Annotated in this window: 22 protein-coding genes; 3 read left to right on the top strand and 19 right to left on the bottom strand. The window is 49.7% G+C overall.

Features of this window, described 5'->3' with window-relative positions:
* Window positions 1–4 precede the first annotated feature (4 nt).
* From rpiB to AOP6_RS08150, 9 genes are all read right to left on the bottom strand, one after another.
* On the bottom strand, window positions 5–463 hold the full coding sequence (gene rpiB / locus AOP6_RS08110) for a ribose 5-phosphate isomerase B (RefSeq protein WP_155876246.1): 459 nt from the start codon (window positions 461–463) through the stop codon (window positions 5–7).
* 21 nt (window positions 464–484) lie between these two features.
* A complete protein-coding gene (gene fabF, locus AOP6_RS08115; RefSeq protein WP_155876247.1) occupies window positions 485–1,717 on the bottom strand; it encodes a beta-ketoacyl-ACP synthase II in 1,233 nt (410 codons plus the stop codon).
* A 154-nt stretch (window positions 1,718–1,871) separates the two neighbouring features.
* On the bottom strand, window positions 1,872–2,105 hold the full coding sequence (gene acpP / locus AOP6_RS08120) for an acyl carrier protein (RefSeq protein ID WP_155876248.1): 234 nt from the start codon (window positions 2,103–2,105) through the stop codon (window positions 1,872–1,874).
* Between the two features lie 69 nt (window positions 2,106–2,174).
* Window positions 2,175–2,912, bottom strand: a complete 738-nt coding sequence (fabG, locus tag AOP6_RS08125) for a 3-oxoacyl-[acyl-carrier-protein] reductase (RefSeq protein ID WP_155876249.1) — start codon at window positions 2,910–2,912, stop codon at window positions 2,175–2,177.
* A gap of 9 nt (window positions 2,913–2,921) precedes the next feature.
* The gene (gene fabD / locus AOP6_RS08130; protein WP_155876250.1) at window positions 2,922–3,848 is read right to left on the bottom strand and encodes an ACP S-malonyltransferase; all 927 of its coding nucleotides are present in this window, start codon (window positions 3,846–3,848) and stop codon (window positions 2,922–2,924) included.
* Window positions 3,849–3,878: 30 nt separating this feature from the next.
* Window positions 3,879–4,859, bottom strand: a complete 981-nt coding sequence (locus tag AOP6_RS08135; RefSeq protein ID WP_155876251.1) for a beta-ketoacyl-ACP synthase III — start codon at window positions 4,857–4,859, stop codon at window positions 3,879–3,881.
* Between the two features lie 43 nt (window positions 4,860–4,902).
* Window positions 4,903–5,919, bottom strand: a complete 1,017-nt coding sequence (gene plsX / locus AOP6_RS08140; protein WP_155877680.1) for a phosphate acyltransferase PlsX — start codon at window positions 5,917–5,919, stop codon at window positions 4,903–4,905.
* Window positions 5,920–5,937: 18 nt separating this feature from the next.
* Window positions 5,938–6,117: a 50S ribosomal protein L32 gene (gene rpmF, locus AOP6_RS08145; protein ID WP_155876252.1), complete on the bottom strand. Its 180-nt coding sequence runs from the start codon at window positions 6,115–6,117 to the stop codon at window positions 5,938–5,940.
* Between the two features lie 77 nt (window positions 6,118–6,194).
* Window positions 6,195–6,743, bottom strand: coding sequence for a DUF177 domain-containing protein (locus tag AOP6_RS08150; protein WP_155876253.1), 549 nt, complete (start codon window positions 6,741–6,743; stop codon window positions 6,195–6,197).
* Window positions 6,744–6,942: 199 nt separating this feature from the next.
* On the opposite strand from AOP6_RS08150, the gene mazG reads away from it, so the two are divergent.
* Both mazG and AOP6_RS08160 read left to right on the top strand, forming a co-directional pair.
* The gene (gene mazG / locus AOP6_RS08155; protein WP_213194517.1) at window positions 6,943–7,626 is read left to right on the top strand and encodes a nucleoside triphosphate pyrophosphohydrolase; all 684 of its coding nucleotides are present in this window, start codon (window positions 6,943–6,945) and stop codon (window positions 7,624–7,626) included.
* A 263-nt stretch (window positions 7,627–7,889) separates the two neighbouring features.
* A complete protein-coding gene (locus tag AOP6_RS08160) occupies window positions 7,890–8,267 on the top strand; it encodes an FxsA family protein (RefSeq protein ID WP_155876255.1) in 378 nt (125 codons plus the stop codon).
* Window positions 8,268–8,304: 37 nt separating this feature from the next.
* On the opposite strand, the gene AOP6_RS08165 is transcribed toward AOP6_RS08160, so the two are convergent.
* The 3 genes from AOP6_RS08165 to AOP6_RS08175 form a co-directional block, all read right to left on the bottom strand.
* Window positions 8,305–8,730 carry a hypothetical protein gene (locus AOP6_RS08165; RefSeq protein WP_155876256.1) on the bottom strand — a complete coding sequence of 142 codons (426 nt, stop codon included), beginning with the start codon at window positions 8,728–8,730 and terminating at the stop codon, window positions 8,305–8,307.
* A 128-nt stretch (window positions 8,731–8,858) separates the two neighbouring features.
* Window positions 8,859–9,023: a hypothetical protein gene (locus AOP6_RS08170; protein ID WP_213194518.1), complete on the bottom strand. Its 165-nt coding sequence runs from the start codon at window positions 9,021–9,023 to the stop codon at window positions 8,859–8,861.
* Window positions 9,024–9,030: 7 nt separating this feature from the next.
* Window positions 9,031–9,447 carry a secondary thiamine-phosphate synthase enzyme YjbQ gene (locus AOP6_RS08175; protein WP_155876257.1) on the bottom strand — a complete coding sequence of 139 codons (417 nt, stop codon included), beginning with the start codon at window positions 9,445–9,447 and terminating at the stop codon, window positions 9,031–9,033.
* Between the two features lie 107 nt (window positions 9,448–9,554).
* On the opposite strand from AOP6_RS08175, the gene AOP6_RS08180 reads away from it, so the two are divergent.
* Complete coding sequence (locus AOP6_RS08180) at window positions 9,555–10,466, top strand: glucosaminidase domain-containing protein (protein ID WP_155876258.1); 912 nt, start codon at window positions 9,555–9,557, stop codon at window positions 10,464–10,466.
* A 22-nt stretch (window positions 10,467–10,488) separates the two neighbouring features.
* Here AOP6_RS08180 and AOP6_RS08185 read toward each other — a convergent pair whose 3' ends face one another.
* From AOP6_RS08185 to AOP6_RS08215, 7 genes are all read right to left on the bottom strand, one after another.
* On the bottom strand, window positions 10,489–11,529 hold the full coding sequence (locus AOP6_RS08185) for a polysaccharide deacetylase family protein (protein WP_155876259.1): 1,041 nt from the start codon (window positions 11,527–11,529) through the stop codon (window positions 10,489–10,491).
* The gene (locus AOP6_RS08190) at window positions 11,522–12,967 is read right to left on the bottom strand and encodes an HD domain-containing protein (RefSeq protein WP_225897258.1); all 1,446 of its coding nucleotides are present in this window, start codon (window positions 12,965–12,967) and stop codon (window positions 11,522–11,524) included. Before AOP6_RS08190 ends, AOP6_RS08185 begins: the two co-directional genes overlap by 8 nt.
* 122 nt (window positions 12,968–13,089) lie before the next feature.
* Window positions 13,090–13,437 carry a histidine triad nucleotide-binding protein gene (locus AOP6_RS08195; RefSeq protein ID WP_155876261.1) on the bottom strand — a complete coding sequence of 116 codons (348 nt, stop codon included), beginning with the start codon at window positions 13,435–13,437 and terminating at the stop codon, window positions 13,090–13,092.
* The gene (locus AOP6_RS08200) at window positions 13,412–15,631 is read right to left on the bottom strand and encodes an AAA family ATPase (RefSeq protein WP_213194519.1); all 2,220 of its coding nucleotides are present in this window, start codon (window positions 15,629–15,631) and stop codon (window positions 13,412–13,414) included. Before AOP6_RS08200 ends, AOP6_RS08195 begins: the two co-directional genes overlap by 26 nt.
* 8 nt (window positions 15,632–15,639) lie before the next feature.
* On the bottom strand, window positions 15,640–16,761 hold the full coding sequence (locus tag AOP6_RS08205; RefSeq protein WP_213194520.1) for a DNA repair exonuclease: 1,122 nt from the start codon (window positions 16,759–16,761) through the stop codon (window positions 15,640–15,642).
* A 275-nt stretch (window positions 16,762–17,036) separates the two neighbouring features.
* A complete protein-coding gene (locus AOP6_RS08210) occupies window positions 17,037–17,552 on the bottom strand; it encodes an SAM-dependent methyltransferase (RefSeq protein ID WP_155876264.1) in 516 nt (171 codons plus the stop codon).
* Entirely contained in the window at window positions 17,552–18,292 is a 741-nt protein-coding gene (locus tag AOP6_RS08215; protein WP_213194521.1) for a TlyA family RNA methyltransferase, read from the bottom strand. Before AOP6_RS08215 ends, AOP6_RS08210 begins: the two co-directional genes overlap by 1 nt.
* Window positions 18,293–18,369: the final 77 nt, after the last annotated feature.

Below are 18,369 nucleotides of genomic sequence, written 5' to 3' on the forward strand. Positions count from 1 at the left end.
GCCTCTAAATTTTACCGGCGCATATTATGGTCTTTTCCAGTTCGGCAATCTTATCAAGCCGTCGCTGATGTCGCCCCCCCGAAAACTCAGCATCCAGCCAAGCTGCAACCATTTCGACACCTTGCGCTGAAGCATCTACTCGTCCACCGAGTACGAGAACATTCGCGTTGTTATGTTCCTTGGCCATGCGGGCGGTGAATTCGTCATGAACCAGAGCGGCCCTGACTCCTGGAAATTTATTGGCCACAATGGACATCCCTATCCCTGTGCCGCAGATAAGTATACCACCCTCTGCTTGACCAAGAGAAACCGCTTGAGCTACTTTCTCGCCAAAATCTGGGTAGTCGACGGATTCAGAGCCATTGGTTCCCAGATCACGAAAAGCGACCTGCCTTTTGTGGAGATATCCCTTGAGCGCTTCTTTGAGTTCAAGGCCACCGTGATCACTTGCAATGATGAGCATTTTCGTTTTTCGCTCCGGTTGTTATATTTTTTTAAAAAGCAGCGTCGCGTTAGTCCCGCCGAACCCAAAGGAGTTGGACAAGGCCACTTTGATGTGGGCCTTGCGTGCTTCATTGGGCACGTAGTCGAGGTCGCACTCGGGATCAGGCTCCTCATAGTTGATGGTAGGAGGCACAACCCCTCGTTCCATGGCCAGTAACGCGTAAACCGCTTCGATTCCACCGGCAGCGCCAAGGGCATGCCCTGTCATGCTTTTGGTGGAACTGATCAATACCTTGCTTGCATGGCTACCGAGAACTGACTTGATGGCCATGGTTTCGTAAAGGTCATTAAAGTGCGTGGAAGTACCGTGCGCGTTGATATAGTCAACCTGGTCCGGCGAAATGCCCGCAGTGGAAAGTGCCATCTTGATACAGCGCGCAGCCCCCTCCCCTCCTGGAGCGGGAGCCGTCAGGTGATGAGCATCACCGGTAAGGCCATAGCCGCTAATTTCCGCATAAATTTTAGCTCCACGATTTTTAGCACTTTCGTATTCTTCCAAAATCAGAATACCGGCGCCTTCTGCCATGACGAATCCATCACGATTCTTGTCAAATGGACGACTGGCAGCAGTGGGATCATCATTACGTGTGGACAACGCCTTCATAACGTTGAATCCGCCAATCCCAAGCGGGGTGATGGTAGATTCAGTACCTCCGGCGATCATAGCATCCGCATCTCCTCGCTGGATCATGCGAAAAGCATCCCCAATCGAGTGGGTTCCTGTAGCACAAGCGGAGACGGAGGAAAGGTTAGGACCTTTAGCGCCATATTTGATGGAAATCTGGCCAGGAGCCAGATTAATAATCAGCATCGGGATGAAGAATGGGGTGATTTTCTTATGCCCACCCTCTAGGCTGGCTTGATGGTATTTTTCAATAGCAGGAAGGCCACCGAGACCAGCACCTACGACAACCCCAACGCGCTCGGCATTATCGTCAGTAATTTTAAGCCCGGAGTCCTGCATCGCCAGTTCAGCGGCTCCAAGAGCGTACTGAATAAACAGGTCCATCTTTTTGATTTCTTTTTTATCAATAAAATCTTCGGCATTAAAGTCTTTGACTTCGCCGGCAATCTGAGTAGGCAAATCGGATGCATCGAAACGTGTAATCCGATCAATGCCAGATTTTCCGTTTATCAAAGCATCCCAGTTCTTTTCCACCCCGGTTCCAAGAGCAGAAACAACCCCGACACCTGTCACAACGACTCTACGCATGATGATACTCTTCCTCCGTAAGGGCGACTATACCCATCAGCGGGAATGTTCTACGCGATCAAGGTCCCATAAAAAAACAGGAACGATAGACCAGGCTTTTGTTAATAAAACAAAGAACAAGGGAGGAGAAAACTTCTCCTCCCTTGTTTGAATCTTAGGCTTGTTCGCTGATGTAGCTGATCGCATCCTGAACAGTCTGGATCTTCTCAGCGTCCTCGTCAGAGATTTCAACGTCGAACTCTTCTTCAAGAGCCATGACCAGCTCAACAGTATCAAGGGAGTCAGCCCCGAGATCGTCCATAAAAGACGCATCGTTGGTTACCTGATCCTCATCAACACCAAGCTGCTCAGCAACAATCTGTTTAACTCTTTCTTCAATAGAAGCCATTTGCCTTTCCTCCTTTTTGTTGTTCAAGCCGATCGATGACCGGACAAGTGTTTTGCGCTTTCTGAACTCCTACATATACATCCCGCCGTTGACTCCAAGCACTTGTCCTGTGATGTAACCGGCGTGATCCGACGCTAAAAAGATGACAGCATGAGCAATGTCTGTTGCATCACCAAGACGACCAAGGGGAATCTGGGCGGCCAATTCCTCTCGAGTTTTTTCCGGCAGGGCCTCTGTCATATCCGTAGTTATAAAACCTGGAGTTATGGCATTAGCCGTGATATTTCTTCGAGCCAGTTCTTTGGCCACCGATTTTGTAAGCCCGATAAGGCCCGCCTTGCTGGCACAGTAATTGACCTGGCCTGGGTTTCCCATTTCTCCCACAACGGATGAAATGTTAATTATACGTCCAAACTTTTGTTTGCTCATGACCTTAGCCGCGGCTCGGGTGCAGAGAAAAGCTCCCTTGAGGTTCGTATCGAGCACCGCGTCCCAATCCTCATCCTTCATGCGCAGCAACAAGCCGTCCCTGGTTATCCCTGCATTATTAACGAGAATATCGAGTCGGCCGAAATGATCAATGGCGGCCTTGATGATGCGATCGGCGTCTTCAGTGACAGCGACATCACCCACGACACTAATGCAGGATCCCCCACTATCTTCAATTTCACGGCACAAAGCCTCGATTCCCGCTGCACTTCGAGCAGACACCACCACTTTAGCACCGGCAGCTGCCATGGCAAGAGCGATCGTGCGCCCAATCCCTCGTGACGCACCCGTGACTACACCAACGCGATCTTTAAGCATATAAATCTCCTAGAAGTTCGCCTGCAGATTTTTAAGACTGTCGGTGTCTTCCAGGTTCCCAACAGGGACCCCTTTCGCAATGCGGCGAACCAGCCCGGAGAGAACCTTCCCAGGACCGACCTCAATAAAATGCTCAACGCCCAGATCGACCATTTTTAGAATAGACTCGTCCCAGCGGACAGGCGCGCTGACCTGGCGAACCAGGAGATCTCTGATCAGGGAATGGTCCTGATTCGGAAGAGCCTCAACATTGCTAACCACTGGCATATTCATGGTCGAGACATTGACACCATCAAGTACTTCTTTCAGACGAAGTCCTGCAGGTATCATGAGAGAACAGTGAAACGGAGCACTTACGGGTAAAGACATCGCCTTTTTGGCGCCCTTTTCCTTGGCCAGGGCAATGGCGCGATCTACCGCCTGAACGTGTCCAGCAATGACTACCTGACCAGGACTGTTGTAGTTGGCCGGCGCAACGACATCCCCCTGCGCTGCCTCACGACAGATCTCTTCTAGATCTCTGCCCTCCAACCCAAGAATAGCGGCCATGGAGCCGGTACCAACGGGAACGGCCTCCTGCATGAAAAGCCCACGGGCACGGACAGTTTTGACGGCATCTGCAAAAGCCAAGGCGCCAGAAGCGACAAGGGCAGAATATTCCCCTAGGGAGTGGCCAGCCAGATAAGACGGTTGCAGGCTCATTTCGGATTCAAGGACACGATAAGCCGCCACACTGGTCGTCAATATGGCAGGTTGCGTGTTGGCCGTCAGCTTCAACTCTTCTTCAGGTCCTTGAAAACAAAGCGAAGAAATTTTGAATTGCAGGGCGTCATCGGCTTCTTCAAAAGTCTGTCTGGCAACGGGGAAGTTATCCGCCAGCGCTTTCCCCATGCCGGCGTATTGTGATCCCTGTCCGGGAAAAATCAAGGCAACCATAATGGTTAACACTCCCTTTGTACGCAGAAGCTACCAGCGGATAAGAGCAGACCCCCAGGTCAGTCCGCCACCGAAGGCATCTAGAAGAACGATATCTCCAGGCTTTATTTTCCCGCTACGGTTCGCTTCATCCAAAGCAAGGGGAATGGAAGCGCCGGAGGTGTTTCCGAAACGGTCCACATTGACGTAAACCTGCTCATCACGAAAACCAATTCGCTTGGCTGTCGCATCAAGAATACGCTGATTGGCCTGGTGAGGAATGAAAAGGCTAACGTCATTGATCGTCATCCCATTTGCCTCAAGAGCCTCAAGTGCTACATCAGTCAAAGACCTGACGGCAATTTTGAAAACCTCATTTCCCTGCATTTTCAGGTAAGGAAGACGAGCTTTCAGACCCTCTTCAGAGGCTGGGTTTCGGGATCCGAAGCCTGGCTGGTAGAGTAACTCCGCATAGGACCCGTCTGCATGCAGGTGAGTCGAGAGGATCCCCTTGTCTTCGTCACAGGCTTCGAGAACGACGGCACCGGCACCATCGCCAAACAAAACACAGGTATTGCGATCTTCCCAGTCTACCGCGCGAGTAAGAACCTCAGCCCCAATAACGAGAGCTTTGGAACCAACTCCGGAACGTATCCGGCTGACCGCTGTATCGAGAGCATAGACAAAGCCGCTGCACGCTGCGGAAACATCATAAGCAGCACAGCCGCGGATGCCAAGTTTATGCTGAACAACACATGCGGTGGCAGGCCAAGGATAGTCTCCGGTAATCGTCCCGACGATTATCATGTCGATCTCTTCCGGCAAAACGCCGGCCATCTCTAGAGCACGTCGAGAAGCCTCGGTCGCCAGGTCGGATGTAACTTCCTGATCTCCAGCAACATGGCGGGTACGAATGCCGGTTCGAGAGGTAATCCATTCGTCAGAGGTGTCCAGAAATTTTTCAAGATCAAGGTTGGTCAGAATTTTTTCAGGAACATAAGAACCCGTCCCTGTTATTTTGACGTTTTTCATTTGGACACTCTCCTTGCCAACAGTTGAAATCAAGCCGAGTTGCCTACAGGGCTGCTTCGTCAGTTTGAGACTCGGTTTTTTCCAACTGGGCCACCAACTTTTCGTTGGTTTTGCTCGCCACGGCTTCGCGGGCCATATTGATGGCATTCATAATCGCCCTGGGGCTTGATCCGCCATGGCATATCATACCTACACCATCAATACCCAAAAGCGGAGCACCACCGTATTCGGCATAATCAACTTTTTTCTTAAAAGCCCGGAAGGCGGGTTTGGCCAGAAGAAATCCGATCTTGGCGAAGAATCGGCGGCTCATTTCTTTCTTCAGCATGGTGCCGACAGCCTCGACCAGCCCTTCGGAGACCTTCAGGACAACGTTTCCGACAAAACCGTCACACACGACGACATCCGTCTTACCGTTATAGATATCCCGACCTTCTACGTTTCCAACATAGTTAAAAGGAGCAGTCCGGAGCAATCTATGCGCCTCACGGGACAATTCATTCCCCTTTTTTTCTTCTTCCCCGTTGGAGAGCAGACCGACCCTGGGACGTTCTTTCCCAAGAACACTTCTACAGTAGACCTCGCCCATGAGAGCGAACTGCGCGAGATGCTGTGGTTTGCAATCGACGTTTCCCCCTACATCCAGCACCAGGGTCTGATCACTGAGATTCGGGACTATCGTTGCAATAGCAGGCCGGTCAATTCCACCGATGCGTTTAAGGACAAACATCCCCGCAGCCATGGTGGCACCCGAATTGCCTGCGCTGACAACAGCACTGGCCTCGCCATTTTTAATCAGATTAAAAGCGACCCGAATCGAAGAATCTTTCTTTTTTCGAACGGCATCAGAAGCCGAATCACTCATCCCGACGACTTCGCTGGCCTGCTGGATGCGAATATCCAAATCCTCAGTGGAATACTTTCCCAATTCCGACTTGAGTCTATCCGAATCCCCAACAAGAATAATGGAAATCCCAAATTTTCTTGCTGCCGCAACGGCGCCCTCAACCTCAACCTGGGGAGCGTTATCTCCCCCCATGGCATCAACGGCTACTACGATGGACTTCAATCAGACCTCTTACTCTTCGGTTCCAACGATGGTCTTGCCCTTATAGCTGCCACAGGAACCACAAACCCGGTGGGGCTGCTTCGGTTCCTTGCATTGGGGGCAGGTGGAAATTCCAGGTGCGCTCAAGGCGTCGTGGGCACGGCGCATATCGCGCTGGGATTTGGAAGTTTTCTTTTTAGGTACAGCCATTATCAGTTTCTCCTTCTGTATTCAAGCCTATCGGCTCTATGCGTGCTCAAGGCACCTCTTTGACAGGATCAAAATCTCTATCGTTTTTCATCCACTTTAAAATTCTTCAATGCTGAAAACTTCAGACTGAAATCATCGGTATCGCAATGACAGACTTCTTGATTGAGGTTGCCACCACACTTAAGGCAGAGTCCCTTGCAGTCTGCTTTACAGAGAGGACGCAGGGGCAACGCCATAATCACTTCTTGTTGAACTGCTTCTCGAAGATCGATAGTATCACCGGAATAAAGCATTAAACCCATGTCTTCCGGGGCAACTTCAATCTCTTCATCATCCCCTTCAACCTCAGGAAGCTCTTTTACGTAGGTAAGATCAAAAGCGCTCTGAATGGGGGTCGCATATTCGACCAGACAGCGACTGCAATGAAAAACAACATCGGCCTGAACGACTCCAGAAACACTAACCATGCCATCAAGCATGGAAATTTTCAGATGTATCTGGATAACCCCGGCAAACAACACCTCATTACGCTGCTGCATATCCGCCAAGACCGGGAAGGAAGACGCAGGTTCTGAAAACTCGAGAGTGAGTCCTTCTTTGGTTATGTTGTCAACATGAAGAAGCAAAGGGGTTTCCCGGCAGCAAGAAAGCGGTTAGTATAAAGACTGCCCTTGGTTTGTCAAGGGAAAACACAGTCACTCAGAGCGGCAAGTAAGCAGTTTTTATTAGCGTATATCCTATCTTTTTGCAAGCCTTTAATTCATCCCACAAAGAGCTATGCCAAGAAAAAGAAACCCCCTTATTTCAAAGAAAAGGCAAACCCCAATGACCAGAACCGCAGAGGCTATCAACCGGCTCGTATCCATCATTGAAACATTAAGATCTCCCTCTGGCTGCCCCTGGGATGCAGCACAGACATCAGCCACCCTGAAACCTTTTCTTCTTGAAGAAACCTATGAGGTTCTTGAGGCCATTGACAGTGGGAAACCGGATGCCCTCAGAGAAGAACTAGGCGATCTGTTGATGCAGATTGTCTTTCATGCCCGCATATTTGAAGAAAAACAACAGTTCGACCTGGCGGACGTCGCCAACGAAATATCAAAAAAACTAATCCGCCGCCATCCTCATGTATTCGAAAAAAGCACAGAGCTAGACCAGGCCAGCCTGAGAGAACAGTGGAACCACATCAAAAATAAGGAAAAAACAAAAAAAGATGAAAGCCCGAACCTCTTTTCAGGGATCCCGACGAGTCTACCGGCGTTGGCCCGCGCCCGGAAAACGATGGAAAGGACAAACCCCAAAGATATAGAGGTTCAGCATCAAGAAAAAGCCTACAAGGAAGTGTCGCACGGCTTGAGCAGGCTTAAACTCGACGACCAGACACAAGCCGAGACCGAACTGGGCGAAATTCTTTTTTCCTTGGCTAAACTGTGCTACGTCTCAAAAATAGACCCGGAAGAGGCTCTCAGGAAGGCAACCAACCGCTACATGTCTTTTTATTTAAAATAAACCCAAGAGGGTTATTTGCTAAAAACGCTTAGCTTTCAAGCGGGTCCCCTTCTTTTCCACACGAACAGTGGACAACCTGTGTACACTCCTGTGGATATCACCCTCAACGAATGGCCTCAGCTGTCAAATAGCGTATTGCACATTATTTGCGCATTCTTTTTTTATATGTGTTTTCGGTATGTTAGGCTCAAAAAACCAGGAGACACCAAAAAAGAACCACCTGCCCCCAACCCCCAACAACCAAAAGGGAAAATCAGCGAAATATGTTTATAAAGCTTCTGCTATTCTTCACATTGGTACCAGTCATTGAGGTTTACGTTCTCTTTGAAGCAGGGAGGCTTATCGGGTTGCCGCTTACCATCACCCTTATCATCCTGACGGGGATAGCCGGAGCCTACCTGGCACAATCTCAAGGCTTCCAGGTTCTGATTGACATCCGCCAATCCATTGAGCAAGGTGGCCTGCCGGCCGAGGGTCTGGCCCATGCAGCCTTGATTCTCACCGGCGGGATACTCCTGCTTACGCCCGGGTTCTGTACAGACCTCATCGGCTTTATCCTGTTGACACCACTAACGCGCCAGATTCTTAAAGATCGGATATTTAAGTGGTTAAGGAACCACCTGGCGGAGAGAGATATTTAAGTCTATAGAGAAGTACTGAAATAAAAGAAGTCGCCCATCAGGGGCAGAGACTGGCCCAGTGCAGAAGGATAGAAGGGTTGAATTCAGCCAGGGAGGATAGCGCCAAGGCATTAAGCCGTGGATCCAGCAGCAAGAAGTCTGGGGGAGGAAAATCCCGGACGGATGACACAAGTAGATAATTCAAATCAAGGGCTACCCCCCGCCTCCCCGATTCTAACCCCTTTTGTCCGAAACCGACTATCCCTTGACAGAGAAAAACGATACCGAGAACCATGGGCAGGCCGACATTGCTCACAAAATGCATAACCAGGCCGGGAATTCTCCCCCAAGACCTCTTCATAGCTGTCAGGCGTGGAAACTCATCATCTGCCATCAGGCGAAAAGCCGACACAACGAAAACATACAGAGAGAATATCCCCATAGCCAGTTGCGCATTCAAAAAACCACTGTCAAGAAAGGGCATATTCACTTCCTCTCCAATAGAAACAACCTCATGCAAGAAAGAATACTACAGAATATAACATTTTTCTACTTTTCTCGGGCCCATAATATACTGATTTGGATTAGAATATTTACAAAAAGTCCCACCCATCAATAAATAACTATGTAACCATGTTTCTCTGCGATCTTTGAAATTTCAAGAACGTCCTCGATTTGATAAAATTCCCCATCCAGGATAAAGGTATACCCCCCAGAGGGTTCTTTTTTGGCAAGACCGATGAGATATTCAAAAGATGCTGTTTTGATAGTTTCCATGGCCAACCTAATCTCCTATAATTTTAACCAACACTCTCTTGGGTCGATTTCCATCAAATTCGCCATAAAAAATCTGTTCCCAAGGCCCAAAGTCAAGCTCCCCATCTGTGACAGCGACTGTCACTTCCCTGCCCATGACAGAACGCTTGAGGTGCGCATCTCCGTTGTCTTCTCCTGTCTGGTGGTGCTTATAGCCCGAGGGGTCGAAGGGCGCCAATGTCTCGAGCCAGCGATCAAAATCCTGATGCAGACCGCGTTCGTCGTCGTTTATGAATACCGAGGCCGTTATATGCATAGCGTTTACAAGGCATAGCCCTTCTCGAATAGCGCTTTCCTCCAGGCACCGTCGCACCTTCGAGGTGATATTAATAAAACCCCGCCTGGAAGGCACCTCAAACCACAACTCCGCCCGATAGGATTTCATACAGAAATACTCCTTTCAGAACACGAAACAACAGGCACATCTTGTGCTGAGCACTGCTTTTATGGTATAGGCATCTACTCTGATATCCCTCACAGGAAAAGCGAGAAATGATGAGAGTCCGACATTTAGCAACCCGCCTTACCATGCCGTTCCTTGCCATCGCACTGGTGGGTTGCGTAGAAAGCCAGACGACTGCCTCCTCCAACGACCAACCCAAGCCTACCAAGGTAAAGACTCTTCACATATCAGGACACCACGAACTAAAAAACTTTTTTAAAGAAAATGGTTACCACTGGGACACCCTGGATCAAGGAGTCCCGCCCTTTATTCTTAAAAAACTGCCCGAAGACTTCACCCATATCGAAGAGGTCAGAGAAAAAAAACGTCTCTTTTTTCTCTCACTCCTACCGATGATCCTCATCCTCAATGAGGAAATCTTACAGGAAAGGGAAAGTCTCCTTACGATTTACCAATCGCTGGGGAAAGGAAATCCCATATCCAAAAAACAGAAAAATTTCCTGCAAACTCTCTCCCAAAAGTACAAGGTCAAGGGAGATCTTTTAACGAGCGACGAGACTCGCGACAGCCTCTTGAAAAGGGTCGACATCCTGCCCCCATCGCTCGTTCTGGCGCAGGCGGCAATAGAATCAGGCTATGGCACCTCGCGCTTCGCTCAGTTAGGCAATAATCTCTTTGGAGAGTGGACGTTTACCCCAGGGACAGGGCTGGTTCCTCAAGAACGGCCAGAAGGTGCTACCTACGAAGTACGTCGTTTTGATTCAGTTTTCGACAGCCTGCAATCTTACATGACTAATATCAATACCCATTGGGCCTATCGAAAACTGCGTGAAAAAAGGGCACAATTAAGAAAGGGAGGAATCTCGCCCCAGGGAATAGATTTGGTTCCAGGCCTTGAACGCTATTCTGAGAGAGGCGAGGATTACATAGAGGATGTCAAGACCATGATTCGCCTTAACCGCCTTTCTCGTCTTTCCACAACAAGCTTGCGTAAATCCTGACATTCCTTGTCGCCCGCTTAAATCATCTTTTAATCCATAACTGACTGAACCAGTACCACTGCCCGTCTTTTATGCCTGGAGCCGTGAGCGTGTACTTGTTGCGTCTTCCCGAGAGCGGCTCCTTTGCCTGAATACGATACCTTCCGGCTATGATAGGATCAGGCGTAATAGTCGCTTCTTCTTGTCCTTGGACAAAACAACGCAGCCGGGATAAGTCAACCTCTCCATTCTGGATATCGATGACAAGTAGCGGAGGATCCTCCTTGTCAACTATCGGACTTTGAGGAAAGAGCACATCGACCGGCAATGCTTTCATGGAAAGTTTTGTGGTGAAATCATCCAAGGTGGCATAAGGCCCACCCATGGGAAAGCGAGGCAGAGTAAATCTGTCCACTCCCACATCAATAACACCCGATTGCTGAGCTGCTGCTGCTTTAAAGCCAAAAGAGCGAACGATTTCAACAATATCCGGAGAATACTCACCATAGGGATAAGCAAATAGCTGCGGCTCAACACCCAGTTCTAGTGTCAATTCACTCTGCGCCTTGCGGATATCGGCAAGAATGCGTTTATTCCAGGCAGCCTCGGATTCGCCCTGCTTTCTGTTGACCATATAGGGATGAGACGCCGAGTGATTTCCGATCTCGATCCCAACCTTGGAGATGGCGCGCAGATCATCCCAGGAGAGATAGCCCTTTGCCCCAACCGCATCGGTGTTGACAAAAAGAGTCGCTTTGTAACCATATTCCTGCAACAGGGGTAAGGCCCCCGTCAAAAAAGAGTAGTATGCGTCGTCAACTGTAAGGCTTGCCGTTTTTTCAGGAAAAGTCCCGCCACTCTCTAGATGGGATACAATTTCCCCCAAAGGCATGACGGTATAATTTTGCGCTTTTAGCAGATCAAGCTGAGACCTGAACACGTCGAGGTCGATGTTGGTGGAAGGATAGCGTTCATCTCCGAACCGATGGTATACAAAAACCGTCGCCGAAAATGCTAGCGGCGGCCCGACAAAAAACAGCACACACAACAGCGGCAAAATTACCCATGAGAATTGTTTAGGCATCCCCCTGCCCTCCTTCAAGAACCCTGGATCTCAAATAGCGCCTAATGGCATTCCGGGCACGAGGCGTAATGGCCCACTCCAGCCACTTGGGAAGGACCTGCGGCTTGCCGCTCCTTTCAATCTCCACCTGATCACCATCCATGAGGCGAGATTTAAGGAGACGCGTTTTACCATTGATTCTTGCTCTAAGGGCACACAACCCAAGTTCTTCGTGGATATCAAAAGCAAGATCAAGAGCACTGCTTCCCTCGGGAAGAATAATCGTCTCGCCTTTGGGTGTATAGACTTGAATAGAGGCAGAAGCAAGACGGAAGGCATCCGTGTCGATGGCCGATTCTCCTTCGAGAAAGGAGCGCATCAAATCACGGAAATTGCCTTTTTTAAATTCGAAACCAGGAGCAAGAACACCGGATTCGTTGAATCGTGCCAATTTTCGCGTAGTTATCTCCACGCGCATGCGATACTGTCGCGCCTGTACCGTTGTCTTTAGGGCTTGGTAGCCAAACTGGGAAGGCACACTCAAGTGATCTCTGAGTTTACCTGGAATGGGATAATAAAGGCCATGCAGCAAACCAAGCCCCAGGTAAGCGTCCGTGGTTTTGTCGACTTGAATTTCCAAGGTATAGACAGTCGGAAAGCCGCGGCTTATGGCCTGGGCCCCTGATATGGAAAAAGGGCGCCAGCGATCCTTGAGAAGAACGGGGGCTTTGTTATGTTCAAAGGCGTGGATAATTTCAGTGCGGATTTTCCTTAATTCGACCTCGGTCTCTGCCTTGACTGTCTCAACGGCCCGTTTGTATCGCTGAGCCCTTCGTGGGTAGAGAACACCAAGCGACAAGGCATCCAATTCGGAAGCAACGTGTCCCATCCCGAGATGACGGGCCAAGGGGACATAAACTGACCGTGTTTCTTCAGCAATCAGCGACTGCTTTTCGGGCTTGAGAGCCGCGATGGTCTGCAGATTATCAATGCGATCCCAAAACTTGAGGCATAGAACCCTTACATCTTCCATCGCCAGGAGAAGCTGTTTCCGATAAGTCTTTGCTTTAAGAGCTTCACGGCTGAGTTTCTCGTCAGCCGCTTTGGTCAGACCGTTAACCAGTAAGGCGACTTCTTCACCGAAGTCAGCCTCAACCTGGGCCAGGGTTACGGGAGTATCCTCCACCACATCGTGAAGGATGGCGGCAATGACCGATGAAAAATCCATCCAATGGCGGGAAGCCATATGAGCGACCCGCAATGGGTGAAAAAAGTAAGGCTCCCCGGATTTCCTCACCTGATCGGAATGCGAACTTCGGGCTATCTGAATCGCTCTCTGAAGGGATTCTATGCCGACATCCAGCTCCTCTTCGCTTAACCCACCACCATAGTGTGTTACCAAGAGTTCCATGATCTCATTGATCATGCGTTTTTCTATGCGTTCTTCCTGTGGATTCAAGAAAAATGGCTCCATCCTTTGAACGGGTCACCCTGAGAGATAACCGAGATACCATCCGACTCAAAGTTTCGATTTACTGATCATAGCACAGATCTGCCACCAAAAGGCTCCTTCGGATGTTCCTAGCCTGGAGGCCAGGACATTTCCCGCCCCCCGAGTAAATGAAAATGGATATGCCAAACGGTCTGGCCGGCTGCGGCATTACAGTTGTTGACCACACGAAAACCCTCTTCGGCAAAACCTTTTTCCTTGGCGATGTTGCCAGCAACAAGGTAAAGATGTCCCAACCAGGTCTCATCTCCTTCACTTAAATCCAGGGTGGTGGCAATGTGTTTTTTCGGCACGAGCAGGTAATGATGAGGGGCCTGTGGATTGATGTCCTCAATTGCCACCACCAAGTCATCCTGATAAACAATGTGGCCGGGAATATCTCCAGAAATAATTTTACAGAAGACACAGTTGGTTGACATTCTCACTCCTTTCCGCACTTTTCGCTATGTTACAAGCTTTGGCCTCATTCAGTGAAACGCAATTCCAGCGATCACGGGTGGCCCGTTTAAGAAGGCTTTCGTCATGGGTAAAGAAGATAATCTGATGTTCAGCACTCAGCGTTTCCAGAGCTTTTATGGTATCTGTGAGGCGATTGCGATCAAGGTTGACCAAGGGATCGTCAAGCAACAATGGCAGCTTTTTCCCCTTGGCCAAATGGCGGCTCAGCGCCAGGCGAATCGCGAGGAAAACAGCATCTCGAGTGCCCTGGCTGAAGGAATCAAGCGGTTTGAACCCTTGGCTCTGCACTTTAAGCATAAACTCGAAATTCTCATTGCACGCGACTTCCTGATAGTGTTCCAAAGAAATCAGACCGAGGTACCGAGAAATATCGGAAAGAAAGCGATCTAGGTAGGTGCGCCTGAACTCTTCAACCGAAGAGGAAAGCAGTTCTATCGCCGTAGCCAGCACCTTTTTTCGGTGCATCAAAAAAACGAGCCTATTTTTAAGCCTCGCTTCTTCTGCTTCGATTCCAGGCAACTCCTCTAACAGGGAAGACCAGGCTTTATCCTCGCGCAGAAGCTCCTTTATTTTCTCTTCCCTCTCTTTAATAGATATTTCCAAGGCATTGAGTTTCTCTTCAGCATGGGGAAGTTCTTCGAGCGGAATAAGGTTTTTCCCGCGCAGGGGGCGTTCCTCCTCAAGGCGCTGGGCGACAACAGCCAACTCCCTGGAAAGGCGATCTTTGTCTTTCTGCAACCCTTCAAGACTCTCTAATACCTGCAGAGCTGCCTCAAGTTGACCCATTTCTCTTTTAAGAAGATTGTACCTCTTGAAATTCTCCTCTACGGGGCTTTTCTTTATTTTAAGAGCGGACAAACCTGCTGCCTCAAGAACATGGTCAATTTCATCAAGACGGTTCTGCGCTTTCTCCCGTCCTTGTTCGACGATGCGCAACTGCCCCTTGAGCCCTTCCGTATAGGCCTTCAGCGTACCACTTCGCCAGACATAGACGGCCCAACTCATGGAAACAAGCAGAATCGATATCAACAGGGCATAAGGCCAATGAGAACCGGCCAGCCAACCAGCCACACCACCAAAGAGCAAAACCACTCCTGTGAAGAGAATTGGCCATCGCTGCAAGGGCGGCGCACAGGACAACAGTTCCTGCCTGAGCGCATTGCCGTCTTCCTGGAGTTGAATTAGTCGCTGTCTTGTTTCTTCTCCTTCCTTGAACAACAGGGGGAAAGTTTCGGCCAATTCGGGGGATACACCGAGTGATTGCAGTTCCTGCCTTAAGGAATCTTTTTTACGCGTGAGGGCTATTACCTTGTTGTGCTGCTGACTCAAACGTTCATATTCTTCCTGCAATCTGTGCTGCTGCTCATCGAGGTACCATTGTCGCCGAACATAGGCGAGGTATTTTTGTCCTCTGGCGCATTCGGCCTTGTCCGTATCAATAGATTCCTGCATTTCTCGAATCTTATGCTGAATCACCACAAGATCCGTCATAACTTTATGCAGTGCTTCCCTGTCTTGAGATACTTCTGTCAAGCGACTCTTTGTTTGTTCCAATTCGCGATCAAGATTTTTATCTTTTCCCCAAGGGTTTTCCCTGGAAATGGAGAAATAGTCTTCCTGAAGCGAAGAGAGCACGCGATCATAATCAACATCAAGATAACCGGATAGCAGTGCCTTTATCCGGTCACCAATCCCGCTTTTACTGTCTAGCTCAAGGCGGCCCTGTCCAAAAAAAACGGAGGCGCGAAAGAGATCGTTTTCGACAATAGGGATAAACTCGGCCAGCCTGGAAAAGTATTCAAGCCGCTCCGAAGATCTCCCCATAGGCGACACCTTTCCTTCAAATTCATAAAGAATCTGATAAAGGTCATCCGTTTCGATGAGGCGCACTCTGTCCGTAAGAATGTTACGGTCAATTTTTACAAAACGGCCCCCGCTCTCAAAAGCCATAGAAACCTGGCAGTCCGCAGACCTCCCCCATTTCTTATAACGATCCTTGTCCCGAACACCAAAAAGGGCAGCTGGAACGGCTTCCATCAAGGTCGACTTTCCCGCTTCGTTGGGGCCTATGACGATATTCAGCCCTCGCCGGAACTCGAAGGACCGTTCATCAAACTTGCCAAAACGTTTGAGATCTACCTGTCGTAAAATCATTGACATCCTCAACGTTCCCGGGAAAAACGAACCAGAACTTCTCTGAGAGCCTCTTCGAGAATCGGGGTTTCTTCAGGGGCGACTTTTTCAAGAAGTTGCCGAACACGTCTCACAAACAAGCCGCGAACCGTATCTTCCTCACCAATTTCCCGTACCAGCGCGCTTTCAAACAAATCGGTTTCGTCACGTAATTCAAGGTTGAAAAAATCATTTTCACAACGTTCTCGCAATTGATCGATTTCGAAAGGTCTTTCCAGAACCCCAGTCAAGGTGAGTCGCAAAATAAGATTGGGGTCTGCCAATCGCCTTGCCGCCTCGGCTATCTCATCCTCGTTATCCATGCCGGTAATGTCGAGCGTCTCTTCCTTAAGTACGCGCTGGTTTACAGAGAGCTTCTCAACAGAAACACCATCGCTTTTCACGGAAACAAGAGCACAGTGCCGGGAACCGTTTTCACCGAAGCGGCGCCCTTCCGGAGTGCCCGGGTAGCAGGCAAGAACCTTATCACCATCGCGCAACACTGAAAAGTTGTGATAATGACCTAGAGCGACATAATCCAACCCCCAGCCTTTGATGTCTTCCAGCGTAAATGGCAGATCCTTGGGACGATGATCCCACTCGGGACTCCCCTTGAGGGAACCATGCAGCAAGCCTAGATGCACACCGTTCAGCTGATGCCGCTTCATCCCCTTTAACGCTTCACTTGAATGGCGGGGATGATAGGCAAAGCCGTAGAGATGGACGTCAACGCCTGCTATGGTAATCGTAGTAGGGCTTTCGACCTGGGGGGCGTCAAGCAGTACAGCGCCAGGAAAGTTGGTTCGGTGATAGATGTTGTCGGGTGCGACAATGTGGTCATGCGTACCTGGCAGCAGAACAGGGATGATGCCACGATCGGATAACCGCTGAAGTCCCGCCTGAACTTTTCCAACGGTAGAGGCGGAAGGTCGAGGATGATCGAACAGATCGCCGGCGACGACAAAAAGGTGGACCTCGTTCTTGATCGCCAGATTGATCAACCGATCAAAACAATCCAACAGATCTTTGCGTCGAATGCTCTCTTTGGTTCCCAGGGAGGAGAAAGAAGCATCGAGATGGATATCGGCAGTGTGCAGAAATTTGAGATCCACAGGTGCTCCCGTCAGAAATTGCTGGGCTCAGGCGACCCATAACGTTTACGCCATGACTGTTCACGCTTATGATCCCACCAATGTCCATCAGGACAGGCCGCCAGGCTTTCACCGGCAACGATAAGCGTCAAGGAGGCATCCTCCCTGGATAACTGCTGCAAAAAAGACCAGGGGCCGCAAAGAGCCTCAAGGTCATTAAGAGTTCCTTCCAGTACAGTTTCTCCGGGCATCCCCAGTCGATGAAAAATGGCGATGGGGATATTTTTTCCAAAACCTTACCGCAAACGACGCCCCAGCTCTTCCAGTGGCCAAGAGTTCATATAGATGACCAGTGTCGTCTCTTCAGGCAGGGTTTCAAAAAGCGAATCGGTCTCTTCTATCATTCTGGTTGAGAGTTGAATGACCCTCGGATTACGATGGCCCGCGGTCAACGACTTTTTAACGAAAGCCGAGGCAGTGTTCATGACAGCGACACCAGGAATGACTTCTGCGTGAGAACCCAGTTCTTCCAGCAAAGGTTGAAAGGGACAAAATACGGATAAATCTCCAGGGATCAAGAAGGCTACATTCTCGGTCTGGAGCAACTCCAGGACTTTATCGCGCAGGGGAATAAAATCCCAGGCAAAAGGAACAAACAAGTTTTTACGGGCAAGGTAGTCGCCAAAAGTCTGATCATAGGGTGGCACAACAAAAACAGATTGGCAACGACCAAGAGCCTTCGCCCCTTTCAGGGTAAGCAAGCCGGGATCGCCCGGACCAGCACCGATAAAATAGGCCCGTCCGTGCTTCATCAATCACCTTTCCTGAAAAATATGAGAAACTCCCTGTTCCCCTTAGGACCAAGGATCGGACTTTCCGTGACACCGAGAATGTTGCAGTTAAGAGCTTCAATAAAGCGCGTGATCTTTTCAACGACTTCCATCTGTTTATGCTCATCTCGCACAACCCCCCCCTTGCCAACCTCCCCCCGACCTACTTCAAACTGAGGCTTGATTAAAGCCACCACACACCCCTTGGGCTCAAGCAGACTCAGCGTTGCGGGCAAAACTTTTTCAAGGGAGATGAAGGAGGCGTCAACTACCGCCAGCGCAGGCCGCTCTGGAAGGTTTGCCGAATCAAGATGGCGGATATTGATCCGCTCCAAGTTGACAACCCTTGCATCTTCACGGAGTTTCCAAGCCAACTGGCCGTAACCTACATCGACAGCGTAAACCCGAGTGGCTCCATGCTGAAGCAGACAGTCAGTAAACCCGCCGGTGGAGGCTCCTACATCGACGGCGACAACACCCTGGACCGAAATGTTGAAATGATGCAAGGCCTTTTCCAATTTGAGACCACCACGGGACACGTAAGGGATATCTTCTCCCTTCAAGCGGATATCGGCACCTTCCGGGACAAGAGTTCCTGCCTTGTCGACAGCATGGTCCCCGACTATAACCTTGCCTGCCAAAATCAAGGAGCGGGCACGTTCTCGTGAGGAGACCAGACCTTTTAATACAAGCAGTTTGTCGAGGCGCTCTTTTTTATTCAAAAAAATACCTTACGCGTAAGCCATCAGAATTAGGCTAAACTACCATAGGAGGTATCACCCGGCAACAGTTTTGCCGG

The organism is Desulfuromonas sp. AOP6 (assembly GCF_009731355.2).
GTDB lineage: Bacteria > Desulfobacterota > Desulfuromonadia > Desulfuromonadales > SZUA-540 > SZUA-540.

Excerpts from the sequence above, each read along its gene's own strand:
- rpmF (WP_155876252.1), bottom strand. The coding sequence starts at position 6,117 with ATGGCTGTACCTAAAAAGAAAACTTCCAAATCCCAGCGCGATATGCGC.
- mazG (WP_213194517.1), top strand. The coding sequence starts at position 6,943 with ATGACCAGAACCGCAGAGGCTATCAACCGGCTCGTATCCATCATTGAA.
- fabG (WP_155876249.1), bottom strand. The coding sequence starts at position 2,912 with ATGCTTAAAGATCGCGTTGGTGTAGTCACGGGTGCGTCACGAGGGATT.
- AOP6_RS08165 (WP_155876256.1), bottom strand. The coding sequence starts at position 8,730 with ATGCCCTTTCTTGACAGTGGTTTTTTGAATGCGCAACTGGCTATGGGG.
- acpP (WP_155876248.1), bottom strand. The coding sequence starts at position 2,105 with ATGGCTTCTATTGAAGAAAGAGTTAAACAGATTGTTGCTGAGCAGCTT.
- AOP6_RS08160 (WP_155876255.1), top strand. The coding sequence starts at position 7,890 with ATGTTTATAAAGCTTCTGCTATTCTTCACATTGGTACCAGTCATTGAG.
- AOP6_RS08185 (WP_155876259.1), bottom strand. The coding sequence starts at position 11,529 with ATGCCTAAACAATTCTCATGGGTAATTTTGCCGCTGTTGTGTGTGCTG.
- rpiB (WP_155876246.1), bottom strand. The coding sequence starts at position 463 with ATGCTCATCATTGCAAGTGATCACGGTGGCCTTGAACTCAAAGAAGCG.
- AOP6_RS08170 (WP_213194518.1), bottom strand. The coding sequence starts at position 9,023 with ATGGAAACTATCAAAACAGCATCTTTTGAATATCTCATCGGTCTTGCC.
- AOP6_RS08180 (WP_155876258.1), top strand. The coding sequence starts at position 9,555 with ATGATGAGAGTCCGACATTTAGCAACCCGCCTTACCATGCCGTTCCTT.
- AOP6_RS08200 (WP_213194519.1), bottom strand. The coding sequence starts at position 15,631 with ATGATTTTACGACAGGTAGATCTCAAACGTTTTGGCAAGTTTGATGAA.
- fabD (WP_155876250.1), bottom strand. The coding sequence starts at position 3,848 with ATGGTTGCCTTGATTTTTCCCGGACAGGGATCACAATACGCCGGCATG.
- AOP6_RS08135 (WP_155876251.1), bottom strand. The coding sequence starts at position 4,859 with ATGAAAAACGTCAAAATAACAGGGACGGGTTCTTATGTTCCTGAAAAA.
- AOP6_RS08175 (WP_155876257.1), bottom strand. The coding sequence starts at position 9,447 with ATGAAATCCTATCGGGCGGAGTTGTGGTTTGAGGTGCCTTCCAGGCGG.
- AOP6_RS08195 (WP_155876261.1), bottom strand. The coding sequence starts at position 13,437 with ATGTCAACCAACTGTGTCTTCTGTAAAATTATTTCTGGAGATATTCCC.
- AOP6_RS08210 (WP_155876264.1), bottom strand. The coding sequence starts at position 17,552 with ATGAAGCACGGACGGGCCTATTTTATCGGTGCTGGTCCGGGCGATCCC.
- fabF (WP_155876247.1), bottom strand. The coding sequence starts at position 1,717 with ATGCGTAGAGTCGTTGTGACAGGTGTCGGGGTTGTTTCTGCTCTTGGA.